16 protein-coding genes are annotated in these 17384 nt (G+C 73.8%); 14 read left to right on the plus strand and 2 right to left on the minus strand.

Features of this window, described 5'->3' with window-relative positions; genetic code table 11:
* Positions 1-24: 24 nt before the first annotated feature.
* Together aspS and C5508_RS11485 are read left to right on the plus strand one after the other, a co-directional pair.
* The gene (gene aspS, locus C5508_RS11480; RefSeq protein WP_104525080.1) at positions 25-1815 is read left to right on the plus strand and encodes an aspartate--tRNA ligase; all 1791 of its coding nucleotides are present in this window, start codon (positions 25-27) and stop codon (positions 1813-1815) included.
* Positions 1816-1824: 9 nt separating this feature from the next.
* Positions 1825-2916 (plus strand): pyridoxal-phosphate-dependent aminotransferase family protein, encoded by a 1092-nt coding sequence (locus tag C5508_RS11485; protein ID WP_104525081.1) that lies wholly within the window; start codon positions 1825-1827, stop codon positions 2914-2916.
* 192 nt (positions 2917-3108) lie between these two features.
* Here C5508_RS11485 and C5508_RS11490 read toward each other — a convergent pair whose 3' ends face one another.
* Together C5508_RS11490 and C5508_RS11495 are read right to left on the minus strand one after the other, a co-directional pair.
* Positions 3109-3978, minus strand: coding sequence for a hypothetical protein (locus C5508_RS11490; RefSeq protein ID WP_232797069.1), 870 nt, complete (start codon positions 3976-3978; stop codon positions 3109-3111).
* Positions 3979-4142: 164 nt separating this feature from the next.
* The gene (locus C5508_RS11495) at positions 4143-4997 is read right to left on the minus strand and encodes an aldo/keto reductase (RefSeq protein ID WP_104525082.1); all 855 of its coding nucleotides are present in this window, start codon (positions 4995-4997) and stop codon (positions 4143-4145) included.
* A 188-nt stretch (positions 4998-5185) separates the two neighbouring features.
* Between C5508_RS11495 and C5508_RS11500 the strand changes: the two genes are divergently transcribed.
* The 12 genes from C5508_RS11500 (at position 5186) to aroQ (ending at position 17330) form a co-directional block, all read left to right on the plus strand.
* A complete protein-coding gene (locus tag C5508_RS11500) occupies positions 5186-6517 on the plus strand; it encodes a replication-associated recombination protein A (protein ID WP_104525083.1) in 1332 nt (443 codons plus the stop codon).
* A gap of 100 nt (positions 6518-6617) precedes the next feature.
* Positions 6618-7043 (plus strand): DUF948 domain-containing protein, encoded by a 426-nt coding sequence (locus C5508_RS11505; RefSeq protein WP_104525084.1) that lies wholly within the window; start codon positions 6618-6620, stop codon positions 7041-7043.
* A complete protein-coding gene (locus C5508_RS11510; RefSeq protein ID WP_104525085.1) occupies positions 7043-7327 on the plus strand; it encodes a hypothetical protein in 285 nt (94 codons plus the stop codon). Before C5508_RS11505 ends, C5508_RS11510 begins: the two co-directional genes overlap by 1 nt.
* Before the next feature lie 54 nt (positions 7328-7381).
* A complete protein-coding gene (alaS, locus tag C5508_RS11515) occupies positions 7382-10051 on the plus strand; it encodes an alanine--tRNA ligase (protein WP_104525086.1) in 2670 nt (889 codons plus the stop codon).
* A gap of 104 nt (positions 10052-10155) precedes the next feature.
* Positions 10156-10767, plus strand: coding sequence for a Holliday junction resolvase RuvX (ruvX, locus tag C5508_RS19940; RefSeq protein WP_232797072.1), 612 nt, complete (start codon positions 10156-10158; stop codon positions 10765-10767).
* Positions 10768-10838: 71 nt separating this feature from the next.
* Positions 10839-12545 (plus strand): endolytic transglycosylase MltG, encoded by a 1707-nt coding sequence (mltG, locus tag C5508_RS11525; RefSeq protein ID WP_104525087.1) that lies wholly within the window; start codon positions 10839-10841, stop codon positions 12543-12545.
* The gene (locus C5508_RS11530) at positions 12542-13345 is read left to right on the plus strand and encodes a shikimate dehydrogenase (protein ID WP_104525088.1); all 804 of its coding nucleotides are present in this window, start codon (positions 12542-12544) and stop codon (positions 13343-13345) included. The genes mltG and C5508_RS11530 overlap by 4 nt, the downstream gene beginning before the upstream one ends.
* A gap of 248 nt (positions 13346-13593) precedes the next feature.
* Entirely contained in the window at positions 13594-14016 is a 423-nt protein-coding gene (locus C5508_RS20315; RefSeq protein ID WP_232797070.1) for a prepilin peptidase, read from the plus strand.
* Between the two features lie 80 nt (positions 14017-14096).
* Positions 14097-15290, plus strand: coding sequence for a chorismate synthase (gene aroC, locus C5508_RS11540; protein WP_104525089.1), 1194 nt, complete (start codon positions 14097-14099; stop codon positions 15288-15290).
* The gene (locus tag C5508_RS11545; protein WP_104525090.1) at positions 15287-15820 is read left to right on the plus strand and encodes a shikimate kinase; all 534 of its coding nucleotides are present in this window, start codon (positions 15287-15289) and stop codon (positions 15818-15820) included. The genes aroC and C5508_RS11545 overlap by 4 nt, the downstream gene beginning before the upstream one ends.
* Positions 15817-16878 (plus strand): 3-dehydroquinate synthase, encoded by a 1062-nt coding sequence (gene aroB / locus C5508_RS11550; protein ID WP_104525091.1) that lies wholly within the window; start codon positions 15817-15819, stop codon positions 16876-16878. The genes C5508_RS11545 and aroB overlap by 4 nt, the downstream gene beginning before the upstream one ends.
* Positions 16875-17330 carry a type II 3-dehydroquinate dehydratase gene (gene aroQ / locus C5508_RS11555; protein ID WP_104525092.1) on the plus strand — a complete coding sequence of 152 codons (456 nt, stop codon included), beginning with the start codon at positions 16875-16877 and terminating at the stop codon, positions 17328-17330. Before aroB ends, aroQ begins: the two co-directional genes overlap by 4 nt.
* Positions 17331-17384: the final 54 nt, after the last annotated feature.

Consider the following 17384-nt stretch of genomic DNA (forward strand, 5'->3'; position numbering starts at 1 on the left):
CACCTCCACCCGAAAGGCACCTCAGTGCTCCGCACCCACGACGCCGGCGCGCTCCGCGCGTCCGACGCCGGTACCACCGTCACCCTCGCCGGCTGGGTCGCCCGCCGCCGCGACCACGGCGGCGTGGTCTTCCTCGACCTCCGCGACGCCTCCGGGTACGTGCAGGTCGTCGTCCGCGAGGAGGAGGCCCACCACCTCCGCAACGAGTACTGCGTGCTCGTCACCGGTGAGGTGCGCCGCCGTCCGGAGGGCAACGAGAACCCGGAGCTGCCGACCGGCGAGATCGAGGTCGCGACGTCGGAGCTGCGGGTCCTGTCGTCGTCGGCCCCGCTGCCGTTCCCGATCGAGACCGACCAGGCGGCGTCCGACGACGTCCGCTACAAGTACCGCTACCTCGACCTGCGCCGGCAGGGCCCGGCCCGCGTGATCCGGCTGCGGTCGGAGATCAGCCGGATCGCCCGCGGCGTCATGGCCGGCCACGGCTTCACCGAGGTGGAGACTCCGTCGCTGACCCGCTCGACCCCCGAGGGCGCCCGCGACTTCCTGGTGCCGGTCCGCCTGCAGCAGGGCAAGTGGTACGCGCTGCCCCAGTCGCCGCAGCTGTTCAAGCAGCTGCTGATGATCGGTGGCCTCGAGCGGTACTACCAGATCGCGCGCTGCTTCCGGGACGAGGACTTCCGCGCCGACCGGCAGCCGGAGTTCACCCAGCTCGACTTCGAGATGAGCTTCGTCGAGCGCGACGACGTGCTCGCCATCGCCGAGGACGTCGTCCGCTCGCTGTGGCGCGAGCTGGCGGGCTACGAGGTGCCCGAGATCCCGCGGATGACCTACCGCGAGGCGATGGACCGCTTCGGCTCCGACAAGCCCGACCTGCGCTTCGGCATCGAGCTGACCGAGCTGACCTCCTACTTCGCCGGGACGCCGTTCCGCGTCTTCCAGTCGCCCTACGTCGGCGCCGTCGTCATGCCCGGTGGCGGCTCGCAGCCGCGGCGGGCGTTCGACGCCTGGCAGGACTGGGCGAAGTCGCGCGGCGCCAGGGGCCTGGCCTACGTGACCATCGCCGAGGACGGCACCCTCGGCGGTCCGGTCGCCAAGAACATCTCCGACGCCGAGCGCGAGGGCCTGGTCGAGGCCGTCGGCGCGAAGCCGGGCGACTGCGTCTTCTTCGCCGCCGGCCAGCGCCGCTCCTCGCAGGAGCTGCTCGGCGCGGCCCGCAACGAGATCGCCAAGCGGCTCGAGCTCATCGAACCCGGCTCGTGGTCGTTCCTGTTCGTCGTCGACTTCCCGATGTTCGAGGAGACCGAGGACGGCGACTGGACCTTCATGCACCACCCGTTCACCTCGCCCACGCCCGAATGGCGCGACCGGTTCGCCGAGGACAAGGGCGCGGCGCTGTCCGACGCCTACGACATGGTGATCAACGGCAACGAGGTCATGAGCGGCTCGGTGCGTATCCACGACGCCGACCTGCAGGAGCGGGTGTTCGAGACCCTCGGCATGTCCCGCGAGGAGGCCCGCGAGCGCTTCGGCTTCTTCCTCGAGGCCTTCGCCTACGGCCCGCCGCCGCACGCCGGCGCCGCCCTGGGCTGGGACCGCCTGTCCGCGCTGCTGTCGGGGGTCGACTCGATCCGCGAGGTCATCGCCTTCCCGAAGACCGGTGCCGGGTTCGACCCGCTGACCGGTGCGCCGACGCCGATCACCGACGCCCAGCGCAAGGAAGCCGGCATCGACGCCACGCCCGAGGAGCCGGCGCTGCCCGGTCAGCCCGGGGCCCCGGGGCCGACGAACCCGGCGAACGGCCAGCCCGGCTCGTAGGGTGCGGGCATGCCGCTGCGTGCCCGCACCCTCCTCGGACCCGGCCCCTCCAACCCGTACCCGGAGGCGACCGCCGCGCTCGGGTTCCCGTTGCTGGGCCACCTCGACCCGCTGTTCCTGCAGGTCCTGGACGAGACGTCCGACCGGCTCCGCCAGGTGTTCGGGACGGCGAACCGGCGCACCCTGCCGCTGTCGGCCACCGGCTCCGCAGGCATGGAGGCGGCGTTCGTCAACACCGTCGGCCCCGGCGACGTCGTCGTCGTCGCGGTGAACGGCCTGTTCGGGCAGCGGATGATCGACGTCGCCGCACGGTGCGGGGCCGAGGTCGTCGCGGTCGAGCACGAGTGGGGGCAGCCGGTCGACGCCGAGCGCGTGCTGGCCGCGCACCCCTCGCCGAAGCTCATCGCCGCCGTCCACGCCGAGACGTCCACGGGCGTCCGCTCGGACCTCGAGCCGCTGGCCGCCGGCAAGGGCGACGCCCTGCTGCTGGCCGACTGCGTCACCTCGCTCGGCGGCATCCCGGTCGAGCTGGACGAGTGGGGCGTCGACCTGGCCTACTCCGGGTCGCAGAAGTGCCTGGGCGTCGCACCGGGGCTCGCGCCGTTCACGATCAACGACCGGGCGTGGGAGCGCCGGATCGAGAAGCCGCAGAGCTGGTACCTCGACCTCGGCATGCTCGGCGGATACGCAGGGGAGGCCGCAGGGTCGGGTGGCCGTACCTACCACCACACGGCGCCCACCGGGATGGTCGTGTCACTGCACGCCGGGCTGGGCCGGATCCTCGACGAGGGGCTCGACGCCGTCCATGCACGGCATGCCGCTGCCGGTCGGTTGCTGCACGAGGGGCTGGCCGAGCTCGGGCTGGAGCTGTTCGCCGCCGAGGGCCACCGGCTGCCGGAGCTGACCACCGTGAAAGTGCCCGAGGGCGTCGACTCGGCCGCGGTGCGCAAGGAGCTGCTGGAGCGGTTCGACCTGGAGATCGGGGCCGGCGCCGGCGCGTACGCCGCGAGCGTGTGGCGGATCGGGCTCATGGGCCCGAACGCCTCGCCGGCGAAGGTCGCCCTCGTGCTCGCCGCCCTCAAGGACGTCCTCGGCCGCTAGTGTCCCGGCACGTTCCGTAACCCGGAGGTGTCCCGTGACCCAGGTCCTGTCCGCTCCGGTGGTGCTCCGCCGGCTGCCGTGGTGGGCGCTGCTGCCGTGGTCGGCTCCCGAGTGAGCACTTCCTGGCGCGGGACACGCCCTGGGTCGGCGTGTCGCGCAACGACAACTGCTCACTCGGCGGTCACTCGACGGTCACCAGCGGGCGCCGCGGCTCCGGAGAGCGCCGGCCGCCCGGGCCACGACGACGTCCAGACGGTCCAGGTGACGGGCGGCGAAGCGCACGGTCAGCCATCCGTCTGCCGCCATGAGCGAGTACCGGTCGATGTCCCGCCCGAACTGCTCGGAGTCGGCGTGCTGCCGGCCCTCGTACTCCAGCGCCACCTTCCACTGCGGCCAGCCGAGGTCGGCGTGCGCGACCGCGCGGCCCCACCGGTCGAGCACCGGCACCTGCACCACCGGATGCGGGAGGCCGCCGCTGACCACCGCGTAGCGGACCAGGCTCTCCGGTCGGGACGCGGCCAGCGGTGTGAGCAGCGGCGCGCATGCACGCGCCTGCACGACCCCACGGACGCCGTCCGCCCGGGCGAGCCGTTCGGTCAGGTTGCCGCCGTCGAGGTGGCCACCCCGGTACAGCGCATCTCCCACCGCGACGAGCTCACCGGCGGTGAGCGACGCCGCCAGGTCGAGCCACGTCTGCGGGCCGCTGGTCACGCGCAGCCCGTCGAGCAGCGTCTCGTCGACCCCTGCCAGATCGCGGACGTGGACCCGCAGACCCCGGCGCCTGGCCCGGTGGACGCCTGGTGGCACCGCGAACTCGAGCAGTGGTCCCGGTCGGATGGGAGCGCCGAGCAGGGCGGCCGCCGTCCGGTGGGACACCGATGCCCGCGGCGGCAGGACGCTGAGCGCCGCCTCGACGGTGGTGGCCAAGTCCGCCGGTAGCGCTCGCGAGCGGTAGACGCCGCGGAACACCCGGACCCCGTCGTCCCGGAGCTCGGCCCGAGTGAGCTCGGCCACCTCCGCGGCGGCGAGCGTGTAGACCGGCGGCAGCAGATGCTTCGTCACGCGACGACCATCGATGGCCGCCGGGGAGCGCAGCGGCTCGCGAGCGGTTCCGTGGACAGCCAGCGGGGTTGGGGACAGCCGAGCGAGCAGTCGCGGTCGCCCGGCACGCCGGGTGACGGCGTGTCGAGTGGCACCAACTGCTCACTCGGCCAGGGGGTGGGGGGTCAGGCGGCGTTCAAGCGGGCGAGCTGCTCGGAGGAGAGGCGCAGGTCGGCGGCGGCCGCGGAGTCGACGATCGAGGCGACCCGCGAGGCCCCCGGGATCGGGACGACGGTGTCGCTCTGCGCCAGGTGCCAGGCCAGCGTCACCCGGTACACCGACACCCCCAGCTCGTCGGCCACCTCGGCGAACGCCGGCGCGGTCGAGTCCAGGGAGCCCGCCGCCGGCACCCCGCCGAACGGGCTCCACGGCAGGAACGCCAGGCCGTGCGCCGCGCAGTGCGCCAGCTCGTCGGCCGAGGACCGCCAGCCGGGCGAGAACTGGTTCTGCACGGCCACCAGCGCATCGCCCACGATCGCCCGCGCCGCGTCGATCTGCGTGATGTCGGCGTTGGAGATGCCGACCATCCGCACCAGCCCGTCGTCCGCCAGCTGCCGCAGGGCGCCCATCGAGTCCTCCCACGGCGTCGCGGGGTCGGGGCGGTGGAACTGGTACAGCCCGATGGCCTCCACGCCGAGCCGGCGCAGCGATCCCTCGCAGGCGCTGCGCAGGTACGCCGGCGACCCGTCGAGCTCCCACTCGGCGCCGCGCCGGGTGTGCCCGCCCTTCGTCGCCACCAGGACCTCGGGCGATCCGTAGGCCGCCAGCGCCCGCGCCACCAGCGATTCGTTGTGCCCGAACTCCGCCTCGTCGTGGGCGTAGGCGTCCGCTGTGTCGATGAGGGTGACGCCGGCGTCGAGTGCGGCGTGCACCACGGCGACGGCGTCGTCCTCCGATGGCCGGTCGTCCTTGCTGGAGAGAGGCATCGCGCCCAGTCCGATGGCGCTGACCTGCATGTCCCCGATGCGTCGCTGATGCATGAGGGGTGTCGTGCCCCGCGGGTAGCGTTCCCACCCGTGAGCGGACAGGCGCGTGAGCATCGCAGCGAAGCGGTCGCTGACAGCGAGGGAGCATCGCAGCGCGGAACGAGCGAGGAGCGGAGCGAGCGCGGAGGCGGCCTGGGCAGAGGAGCGAGGAGCGGAGCGCGCCGCGGGAGCGAGCTGGCGCCATGACATCCCTGTTCGACGCCCCGGACGACGGGCCCGCCGCCGTCGACCCGGGCGCGCCGCTGGCCGTGCGCATGCGGCCGCGCTCGCTGGAGGAGGTCGTCGGGCAGCAGCACCTGCTGGGCGACCGGGCGCCGCTGCGCCGGCTGGTCGAGTCCGACGAGCCGATGTCGCTGGTGCTCTACGGCCCACCCGGAACGGGGAAGACGACCCTCGCCCACGTCATCTCCCTGGCCACGAAGCGCCAGTTCGTCCAGCTCTCGGCACTGGACTCCGGCGTCAAGGAGGTCCGGGCGGTCATCTCCAGCGCCAAGCAGGAGCTGACCTACGCCGGCCGCCGCACGGTGCTGTTCATCGACGAGGTGCACCGCTTCTCCAAGACCCAGCAGGACAGCCTCCTGTCCGCCGTCGAGGACCGGATCGTCAGCCTGATCGCGGCCACCACCGAGAACCCGTTCTTCTCCGTGGTCAGCCCCCTGCTCAGTCGCAGCCTGGTCCTCGCGCTGCAGCCGCTCACCGACGACGACGTCCGCACCCTGCTGCGCCGCGCGCTGGCCAGCGAGCGGGGGCTGGCCGGCGAGTTCACGCTCAGCGACGAGGCGGAGGAGCACCTGATCCGCATCGCCGGCGGTGACGGCCGCAAGTCGCTGACCGCCCTGGAGTCCGGTGCCGGGGCGGCGCGGGCCGTGGGCGCGACCGAGATCGACCTGGCCACGCTGGAGACGGCGGTGGCCCAGGCGGCGGTTCGCTACGACCGGCAGGGCGACATGCACTACGACGTCGCCAGCGCGCTGATCAAGTCCATCCGCGGCAGCGACGTCGACGCCGCCCTGCACTACCTGGCCCGCATGGTGGAGGCGGGGGAGGACCCGCGCTTCATCGCCCGGCGGCTGGTCATCTCCGCCAGCGAGGACATCGGCATGGCCGACCCGACGGCGCTGCTGACCGCCGTCGCCGCGGCGGACGCGGTCGCCTTCATCGGCATGCCCGAGGGGCACTTCCCGCTCGCGCAGGCCGTCGTCCACCTGGCGACGGCACCCAAGTCCAACGCCGTGACCGCGGCGATGGGGGAGTCGGTGGCCGACGTCCGCGCCGGGCTGGCCGGGCCGGTGCCGCCGGGTCTGCGGGACGCCCACTACGGCGGGGCGAAGAAGCTGGGTCACGGGAAGACCTACGTCTACCCGCACTCCCATCCCGACGGCGTCGTGCCACAGCAGTACCCGCCGGACGCGCTGGTCGGGAAGGACTACTACCGGCCTACCAGCCGGGGCGCCGAGGCGCGGCTGGGGGAGCGGCTGGCCAAGCTCCGCGCGATCATCCGCCGGACCCGCTGAGCGCCCGGCGGGGGACGGACGGCGGCGGGGGCCCGCGACTAGGGTGATCGGGTCGGTGTGTCGCCGCCGGCGTCGAGTCCCCCGAGAAACAGGAGCACGCGTGTCCGTAGGAGAGATCGCCGGGCTGGTCGCAGCCGGGGCCCTGGTGCTGCTGGTGGTGCTGGTCGCCGTACCGCTGCTCAAGCTCGGCCGGACGCTCGACGAGACCACCCTGACCATCCGTCAGGTCCGCGAGCAGAGCGCGCCGATCCTGAGCCAGGCCGGCACCACCGTCGCGCACGTGAACAGCAACCTCGAGCGGGTCGACGACATCACCGGCAACGCCGCCAACGTCTCCAGCAACGTCGCCGCCCTCACCAGCGTCGTCGCCGCCACGCTGGGCAGCCCGCTGATCAAGGTGGCCGCCTTCAGCTACGGCGTGCGCAGCGCCACCCGCAAGAAGCGCGAGGGCCAGGCCATCGCCGACGCCGCCGCCCGTGACAAGGCCGAGCGCCGCGCCCGCCGCTCCGCCCGGCGGACCGCCTGATGCGCCGGCTCTTCTGGCTGGCCATGGGCATCACCATCGGCGCCCTCGTCGTCCGCAAGCTCTCGGCCGCGGCCGAGAAGATGACCCCCGCCGGCATCGGTGCCTCGATCGCCGCCGGGCTGCGCGACGTCGCCGACGCGATCGGTGACTTCGGCGCCGACGTGCGCGACGCGATGTCCGAGCGCGAGCTCGAGCTGCGCGCGGGCACAGGCCTGGACGCGCCGCTGCCCGAGGCCGGTGACGCCGCCGCGCTGCGCCGCGGCGCGCACTCCGCCGATTCCTGACCCCTCCGGCCGGACGCTCTCCGTCCCGGTCCTGTCGAACCGAGTAGATCGCTGATGCAGACCGCCGAGATCCGCCGCCGCTTCCTGCAGCACTTCGAGCAGCGCGGCCACACCGTCGTCCCCAGTGCCTCGCTGGTCTCCCCGGACCCGTCGTTGCTGTTCACCGTGGCCGGCATGGTGCCGTTCATCCCGTATCTGACCGGCCGCGAGCCCGCACCGTTCCCGCGGGCCACGAGCGTCCAGAAGTGCGTGCGCACCCTCGACATCGAGGAGGTGGGCAAGACGACCCGCCACGGCACGTTCTTCCAGATGAACGGCAACTTCTCCTTCGGGGACTACTTCAAGGCCGAGGCCATCCAGTTCGCCTGGGACCTCGTGACCGGGAAGGTCGAGGACGGCGGGCTGGGGTTGGACCCCGAGCGGATCTGGCCGACGGTCTACCTCGACGACGACGAGGCCTTCGACGCCTGGCGCGCCTACGTCCCGGCCGAGCGCATCCAGCGCCGCGGGATGGACGACAACTACTGGTCCACCGGCGCGGCCGGCCCGGCCGGTCCCTGCTCGGAGATCCACTACGACCGCGGGCCGGAGTTCGGACCGGGCGGCGGTCCCGAGGCCGACCCGACCGGCGACCGGTACCTGGAGATCTGGAACCTCGTCTTCATGCAGTACGAGCGAGGTGACGGGGAGGGCAAGGACTTCCCGATCCTCGGCGAGCTGCCGAAGAAGAACATCGACACCGGCATGGGCCTGGAGCGCGTGGCCTACCTGCTGCAGGGCGTCGACAACATGTACGAGATCGACGAGGTGGCCCCGGTGCTCCGCCGCGCCGCCGAGCTCTCCGGCGTCACCTACGGCAAGGACAACGACGCCGACGTGCGGCTGCGGGTCGTCGCCGACCACGTGCGCAGCGGTCTGATGCTCATCGGCGACGGCGTCACCCCCGGCAACGAGGGTCGTGGGTACATCCTCCGCCGGCTGCTGCGTCGCGCCGTCCGGTCGATGAAGCTCCTCGGCGTCGAGGACGCCACGCTCCCGGAGCTCCTGCCGGTGTCGAAGGAGGCGATGAAGGCCAGCTACCCCGAGTTGGAGACCGACTTCGCCCGGATCAGCAGCGTCGCCTACGCCGAGGAGGAGGCCTTCCGGCGCACCCTCACCTCGGGCACCGCGCTGTTCGACACCGCGGTCACGCAAGCGAAGAAGGCCGGGACGCCGATGCTGTCGGGTGAGCAGGCGTTCAGCCTGCACGACACGTTCGGTTTCCCGATCGACGTCACGCTCGAGATGGCCGCCGAGCAGGGCGTGACCGTCGACGAGGAGGGTTTCCGCGCCCTCATGAAGGAGCAGCGCGACCGCGCCCGGGCCGACGCCCGCGCCAAGCGCACCGGTTCCGTCGACGTCCTGGCCTACCGCCGGCTGCTGGCCGAGCACGGCCCCACCGACTGGCGTGCCTACGACACCCTGCGCACCGACTCCCGGGTGCTCGCGCTGGTGGGGGACGAGGAGGGTCCGGAGGTGGCGGCGCAGGGTGACATCGTCCGCGTCGTGCTCGACCGCACGCCGTTCTACGCGGAGTCCGGTGGCCAGATCGCCGACGCCGGCCTCCTCACCTGGGACGGCGGTCGCGCCGAGGTCATCGACGTGCAGCGTCCGGTCAAGGGCCTGGTCGCCCACCAGATCCGGGTGCTGGACGGCGAGCTGCGCCAGGGTGCCGAGCTGACCGCCGAGGTGGACTACGAGTGGCGGCTCTCGGCCTGCCAGGCGCACTCGGGCACCCACGTGGTGCACGCCGCGCTGCGCGAGGTGCTGGGCCCGCAGGCGCTGCAGTCGGGCTCCTACAACCGGCCGGGCTACCTGCGGCTGGACTTCGCCTGGCAGGGCGCGCTCAGCGCCCAGCAGCGCACCGACATCGAGGACGTCGCCAACGCCGCCGTCCGTGCCGACCACAAGGTCACCGCCTCCTGGATGACGCTGCCCGAGGCGAAGGCGTTCGGCGCCATCGCGCTGTTCGGGGAGACCTACGGCGAGCAGGTGCGCGTCGTGGAGATCGGTGGCCCCTGGTCCCGGGAGCTCTGCGGTGGCACGCACGTGCGCGGCAGCTCCCAGATCGGCACGCTGGCGCTCACCGGCGAGTCCTCGGTCGGATCCGGCTCACGGCGCGTCGAGGCGGTCGTGGGCCTGGAGGGCTTCCGGTACCTGGCGCGCGAGCGCGACCTCGTGCGCCAGCTGGCCGATCTCCTCAAGGCACCCCAGGACGGGCTCGTGGAGCGGGTGAGCGGCATGGTCTCCCGGCTGCGCGACCTGGACCGCGAGCTGGCCGAACTGCGCGCCCAGCAGAGCGTGGCCGTCGCCGGTCAGCTGGCCGGCTCCGCGAAGGACATCGGCGGCGTCGCCGTGGTCACCGGTTCCCCGTCGGGTCTGGGCGGCGGCGAGCTGCGCACGCTCGCCCTCGACATCCGCGGCCGGCTGGCCGCGGACCGGCCCTCGGTCGTGCTGCTGGCATCGGAGTCCGGTGGCAAGGTGGCACTGGTCGCGGCACTGAACCCGGCCGCGGTCGCCCAGGGATTGTCGGCCAACGACGTCCTCAAGGCGGCCTCGGCCCCTGTCGGCGGCCGCGGTGGCGGCAAGTCCGACGTCGCCCAGGGGGGCGGCACCGATCCCGCGGGTATCCCCGCGGGACTGCAGGCCGGCGAGCAGGCGGTTGCGGCCGCCACTGGGAGGTGAGCACCGTGGGGAGCTCCGACGACAGCGGTACCGAGCACTCCGACTTCGGGCAGAACCCGGAGGACACCGGGCCCGTCGGGAGGAGGCGCAGGTCGTTGCCGGCCGTGCCGCCGGCGCGCCCGCGTCCGTCCGGTGCGACCGGCGAGCAGCCGACCTACCACCCGACCACCGAGATCGACCTGCGGCAGGGCTTCCCGCCGGTCAGTCACGAGACGTCGGAGATCGACCTGTCCGGCGGCTGGCCGCAGCACCTCAAGGTGCCGCCGCGCCGGTCCGGAGGGGGCGCGCCGCGGGGCCGGGTGCTGGGGATCGACGTCGGCACCGTGCGGGTCGGAGTGGCGCTGTCGGATCCCACCGGCACCCTCGCCAGCCCCTTGGAGACGTTGAACCGGGCCAAGAACGGCGCCGACCTGGACCGGCTCGTGGCGTTGGTCGTGGAACACGAGGTGACCGAGGTGGTGGTGGGAGAGCCGAGGCATCTGTCAGGTGCGTCGGGCGCGTCTGCCGTCGACGCGGGCAACTACGCTCAGGAACTAGCCGACCGCATAGCGGATGTGCCCGTCCACATGATCGACGAAAGGCTCTCCACCGTGACCGCAGCCAGTCACCTCCGTGAGGGTGGCATCGACAGCCGCCGCTCGCGCCCGGTGATCGACCAGGCGGCCGCCGTGGTCATCCTGCAGCAGTATCTCGACAGCCGACGGTCGCCCACGTGAGCGCGCCCGGCGGGCCGTCGCGTCGGGGGAGGCACTCCTCCGACGACGCAACCGGTGGGTTCCCCGCGTCCATGTGGACCGGTCCCGGCACCCCCACCGGCGGCAGCTACCCGCCGGGCTCGCCCGTCCGCCCACCGCGGCCCACCGACCGCGGCGGCATCCGCCCCGGATCGGGCCTGATCGACCGCGGGAACGACCGCACCGGCCCGCTCGTCGAGCCGGACTGGTGGTCCTCCGGGTCCACCGACCAGCCGGACCACCCGCACGCCGGTGGCCGTCCCGACCAGCACGGCTTCACCCGGCAGCACCCCTCCGGCCCGCTGCCCCCGATGCCGATGGGCATCTGGGACCGGCTCGGCCAGGGCGGCAACGGTCCCGACGACGACGCGACCGTGGCCACGCCGCGGCTCGGCGGTCGCTCCGGCGACGCGGCCGGCGAGGACCTCCCGGGTGGGAGCCCCGCGTCGTGGGAGGAGCAGACCGGCGCCTTCGACGTCATCGGAGCCAACGTGGACGAGGAGGCTCCGCGGCGACGTGGCCTCCGGCGGTCCCGCCGCGCCGAGCCGGCCGACGACCACCCGGCCACCGTCGCGCTTCCCGAGCAGCACCCCGCGGCCGCGCACGACGAGGACTTCTTCCCCGACGAGCACGAGTTCCTCGGCGAGCCGGCCGGCCCGCTGACCGACGACGAGATCCCCGTCGCCCCCTACGACCCGCGCACCGACCGTGCCCGCCGGCGCCGCCGCCGCCGCCCCTTCGCCATGCTGCTCGCCTTCCTGGTGCTCGGCACCATCGTCGCGGGCATCGTGCTGGGCGGCCAGAAGCTGCTCGCGCTGCTCGACCCGACCTCGCAGGACTACACCGGCAGCGGCACCGGCAGCGTCGACGTCCGGGTGAACCAGGGCGACACGCTCAGCGACATCGCCCAGACCCTCGACGACGCCGACGTGGTCGCCTCCACCGGGCCGTTCGTCAGCGCCGCGAAGGACCACCCGGACGCCACCGGCATCCAGCCCGGCGTCTACACGCTGCGGTTGCAGATGAGCGGCGAGTCGGCGCTGGACCTGCTGCTGGACCCGGCGTCCCGCCAGGTCTCGCGGGTCACGCTGCGCGAGGGGCTCACCGTGGTGCAGGTCCTGGCCCGCGTCGCGGAGGACACCGGGACCCCGCTGGAGGAGCTCCAGGCCGCGGCGGCGAACCCGGCCGCGCTCGGTCTGCCCGCCTACGCCAACGGGATGCTCGAGGGCTTCCTGTTCCCCGCCACCTACGACTTCGAGCCCGGCGACACCGCCGTCGACATGCTGACCGCCATGGTGGCCCGGGCCGAGCAGGCCTTCGACGGCCTGGGCGTGCCCGAGAGCGACCGGCTCACCTGGATCACCAAGGCCAGCATCGTGCAGGCCGAGGCGGCCGGCGCCGAGGACATGGCCAAGGTCGCCCGGGTGCTGGAGAACCGGCTCGCCGACGGCATGCCCCTGCAGCTCGACACCACGGTGAACTACGCCAACGGCAAGGGCGGCATCACGACGACGGCGGTCGACCGGGCCAACGAGTCGCCGTACAACACCTACGTCCACACCGGACTGCCCCCGGGCGCCATCAGCAACCCGGGCGAGGACGCCCTCCGCGCGGTGCTGGCACCGGCCGACGGCGACTGGCGGTTCTTCGTGGTGGTCAACCCCGACAACGGCGACACCCGCTTCGCCGCCACCAAGGCCGAGCACGACGCGAACGTCGAGATCTTCCGGCAGTGGCTGCGGGAGAACCCGGGCGAATGAGGGCCGCCGTCCTCGGCCGGCCGGTGTCGCATTCGCTCTCCCCGCTGCTGCACCGCGCGGCCTACACCGCGCTGGGGCTGGGCGACTGGACCTACGACGCCCTCGACGTCGGGCCCGAGGAACTCCCCGACCTGCTGGCGGGGCTCGGCCCGGAGTGGCGGGGCTTCTCGGTCACCATGCCCAACAAGCAGACCGCGGTGGACGTCGCCGACCGGGTGGAGCCGCTCCCGGCCCTGCTGCGCGCGGCGAACACCCTGGTCCGCACCGACACCGGCTGGCGGGCCGAGAACACCGACGTCGGCGGGATCGGCACCGCGCTCTCGCTGGCCGGCGTGGAGTCCGCCCCGCACGCGGCGATCCTGGGCGCCGGTGGGACGGCCGCGGCGGCCGCCGTGGCGCTCGCCTCGCTGGGTGCCCGCCGGGTGGACGTCGTCGTGCGCAACCCGCGGCGCGCCGGGGACGTCATCCGCGTGCTGGAGGCGCTCGACGTGGCCGCCACCGTGCTGCCGCTGGATGGCGCCCGGGTGGCCGCGCCCGTCGTGGTGAGCACCGTGCCGGTGGACGGCCAGCCCGCCGTCGCCGCGCTGGCCTGGGAGGCCGGGCAGACGGTGCTCGACGTCCTCTACGCACCCTGGCCGACCCCGCTGGCCGAGCGGGTGTCGGCCGGGGGCGGCACCGTGATCGGCGGCCTGGAGGTCCTGTTCTGGCAGGCCACCGAGCAGGTCGAGCTGATCACCGGGATGCCGGCCCCGATCGGCGCCATGCGCGCGGCCCTGGACGCGGCGCTCGCCGGCCGCTGACGCGGGCATGGACGTTCCCCACCCGGTGCTCGCCGGGACCGCGGTCCTGCTCGGGCTCGTCCTCGGACCGTGGCTGTCCCGGACCGCCGGTCGCCTGGCTGCCCGGGACGCCCCGGCGCCCGCCGCGCCCCGCCGCGACGTGGTGGTCACCGCCCTCACCGCGGGCCTGCTCTGCGCCGCGGCGCTGTTCGCCGGCCCCCGACCGGTCACCGTCGGCCTGCTGTGGGTCGCCGGCGCGGCCGTGGTCCTTGGCGCGGTCGACCTCGCCGCTCCACCGGCTGCCCGACCGCGTCCTCGTGCCGGCGGCCGGCGTCTTCGCCGGGGCGGCGGTCGTCGACGCTGCCGTGCTCGACACCTGGTGGGCGCTGGTCCGCGCCGTGCTGGCCGCCGCGGCCGCTCTCGCCCTCTCGGCCGGGGCCGCGGCGATCTCGCCGGCCGCCCTCGGGTTCGGGGACGTCAAGCTCCTGGGCCTGCTGGGCCTGGTGCTCGGCTGGTTCGGCTGGGGGGTGCTCCTGGCCGGCATCTTCCTCGGCCTGCTCGTCGGAGCCGGCGTGTCGGTGCTGCTGGTGGTGACCGGCCGGGCGGGCTGGCGCAGCACGGTGCCGTTCGGGCCGCCGCTGCTGGCAGGGGCGGTTCTGGCCCTCGTGATCGGCGCCGTTCCCCCCGGGTGAACGGCTGGAAGGGCCCCTCCCCGGGACCCGCCCGAGCCTGCGAGGGAGGCGGTGGGAGGGGTCCTTCTAGACTCCCGTGCATGTTGCGCTGGCTGACCGCCGGTGAGTCGCACGGCCAGCAGCTCACCGCCATCCTCGAGGGACTCCCGGCCGGGGTCGAGGTCCAGACCTCCGACCTCGACCTGCAGCTGGCCCGCCGCCGGCTGGGGCACGGCCGGGGCGCTCGCATGTCCTTCGAGCAGGACGTCGTCACGCTGACCGGGGGCGTCCGGCACGGCCGCACCCAGGGCGGTCCGATCGCCGTGCAGGTGGGCAACACCGAGTGGCCCAAGTGGGAGACGGTCATGTCCGCCGATCCCGTCGACCCCGAGGTCCTCGCCGGGCAGGCGCGCAACGCCCCGCTCACCCGGCCGCGCCCCGGGCACGCGGACCTGGCCGGCATGCAGAAGTACGGCTTCGACGACGCGCGCCCCGTCCTCGAGCGGGCCAGCGCGCGCGAGACCGCGGCCCGGGTCGCGCTGGGGGCCATCGCCCAGGCCTTCCTGCGCCAGACCGTCGGCGCCTCGGTCGTCAGCCACGTCGTCGGCATCGGGCCGGTCGTCGCACCCGACGGCATCGTGCCCGGCCCCGACGACAACCCGCGCCTGGACGAGGATCCCGTGCGCTGCGCCGACCCCGCAACGAGCGAGCGGATGACCGCCGAGATCGACGACGCCCGGAGGGGTGGCGACACCCTCGGCGGGGTCATCGAGGTCGTCGTGCACGGTCTGCCGCCGGGTCTGGGCAGCCACGTGCACTGGGACCGGCGCCTCGACGCCCGCCTGGCCGCCGCGCTCATGGGGGTCCAGTCGGTCAAGGCCGTGGAGGTCGGTGACGGGCTGGAGACCGCGCGCCGGCGGGGTTCGGTGGCGCACGACGAGATCGTCGCCGTGGACTCCGCGGACGGGGGGCCACGCATCCAGCGGCTCACCGACCGGGCCGGTGGCATCGAGGGCGGCATGACCAACGGCGAGGTGCTGCGGGTGCGCGCCGCCATGAAGCCGATCAGCACCGTGCCCCGGGCGCTGCAGACCATCGACGTCGCCACCGGTGAGGCCGCCGTGGCGATCAACCAGCGCAGCGACGCCTGCGCGGTGCCCCGGGGCAGCGTCGTCATGGAGGCGATGGTCGCCCTGGTGATCGCCGACGCGGTGCTGGAGAAGTTCGGTGGCGACTCGGTCACGGAGACGCGGCGCAACGCGCAGGCATACCTCGACTCCCTGACCTACCGGTGACGGGTCCGGCGCTGGTCCTGGTCGGCCCCCCGGCGTCGGGGAAGACGACGGTCGGGACGGCGGTGTCGGAGGCCTGCGGGCTCCCGTTCCGGGACACCGACCGCGACGTCGAGGCGGAGACCGGTTCGACGGTCGCCGACCTCTTCGTCCAGCACGGTGAGCCGCACTTCCGGGCGCTGGAGGAGAAGGCGGTCGCCCGGGCGCTCACCGAGCACCGCGGGGTGCTGGCGCTCGGCGGTGGTGCGGTGACCAGCGCCGCGACCCGCGAACTGCTGGTCGCCCACGGTCGCGTCGGCGGCACCGTCGTGTGGCTGGACGTCGACGTCGCCTCGGCGGCCCGTCGCGCCGGGTTGTCCCGCGACCGGCCGCTGCTCGCGGTCAACCCCCGCGCGATGCTGCGCACCATGCTGGAGGAGCGCGCCCCGCTCTACACGGAGGTGGCCACCCAGCGGGTCCCCACCGCGGGGCGTGCGCCGGAGGAGGTCGTCGCCGAGGTGCTCGCCGTCCTGACCCCGCGGGGAGACCGGTGACCCGCCGGGTCCCGGTCGCCGGGGAGAAGCCCTACGAGGTGGTCATCGGCGCCGGCGCGCAGACCGAGCTCGCGCTCGTGCTGGCCGGTACGCCGAAGGTGGCCGTCGTCCACGCGCCACCGCTGGCCGCGGCCGCCGGCGCCGCCGTCGAGACCCTCCAGACCGCCGGGGTGGCCGCCGAGGCGGTCGTCGTCCCCGACGGGGAGGCGGCGAAGACCGCTCGGGTCGCGGCCGAGGTGTGGGAGGAGTTCGGTCGGCTCGGCCTCACCCGGTCCGACGCCGTCGTCGGGATCGGCGGGGGAGCGGTCACCGACCTGGCCGGCTTCCTGGCCGCCACCTGGACCCGGGGCATCCGCGTGGTCCAGGTCCCCACCAGCCTGCTCGGCATGGTCGACGCCGCGGTCGGCGGCAAGACCGGCATCAACACCGCCGCGGGCAAGAACCTGGTCGGCGCCTTCCACCCGCCGGCCGCCGTGCTCGCCGACACCGACTCGCTGGCCGGGCTGCCCGAGGCGGAGTTCCGCTCCGGCATGGCCGAGGTCGTCAAGTGCGGCTTCATCGCCGACGGTGCGATCCTCGAGCTGCTCGACGCCGATCCCACCGGACGGCGGCACACCGAGGAGCTCATCGAGCGCGCGGTGCGGGTCAAGGCGACGGCGGTGGGGGAGGACCTGCTCGACACCGGCGTCCGGGAGTTCCTCAACTACGGCCACACCCTGGGCCACGCCATCGAGCGGGTCGAGGACTTCGGCTGGCGGCACGGCGAGGCGGTCGCCGTCGGTCTGGTCTTCGCCGCGGCGCTCGCCGGGGAGGCCGGGCTGCTGACGCCCGACGAGGTCACGCGGCACCGCGACCTGATCGCTGCCATGGGGCTCCCGACCAGCTACGCCGGCGACTGGGACCGGCTGCAGGCGGTGATGCGGGTGGACAAGAAGGCCCGCGGTGCGTCGCTGCGCTTCGTCGTCCTCGACGGGCTGGGCAACCCTCGGATCCTGACCGACCCCGACCAGGCCTGGCTCGACGCCGCATGGGCCGCCGTATCAGGAGTGAACGCATGACCATCCACGTGCTCAACGGCGCCAATCTCGGACGGCTCGGCACCCGCGAGCCGGAGATCTACGGGACGACGACGTACGCCCAGCTGGTGGACCTGCTGGAGACCGCCGCCCGCGAGCTCGGCATCGAGGTGCAGGTGCGCCAGACCGACGACGAGGGCCAGCTGCTGCGCTGGATCCACGAGGCCACCGACGCCGGCGGCCCGGTGGTGGTGAACCCGGGCGGCTGGACGCACACGTCGGTGGTGCTGCACGACGCGATCGCTGCGGTGACCGCGCCCGTCGTCGAGGTGCACATCAGCAACATCCACCGGCGCGAGGAGTTCCGGCAGCACTCCTACGTCTCTCGCGCCGCGGACGGCGTGATCGCCGGGCTGGGCGTGCACGGCCTGTCCCTTATACACCTCTGCCGCTTCCGACGACGAGGCACAGCTAAATCTCGGACATACCCATAGCAATTAAAAAAAAAAGCAATGAAAACAAATCACTACCAACAGAACCTACAGTCA

Source organism: Blastococcus atacamensis, assembly GCF_002938425.1.
GTDB lineage: Bacteria > Actinomycetota > Actinomycetes > Mycobacteriales > Geodermatophilaceae > Blastococcus > Blastococcus atacamensis.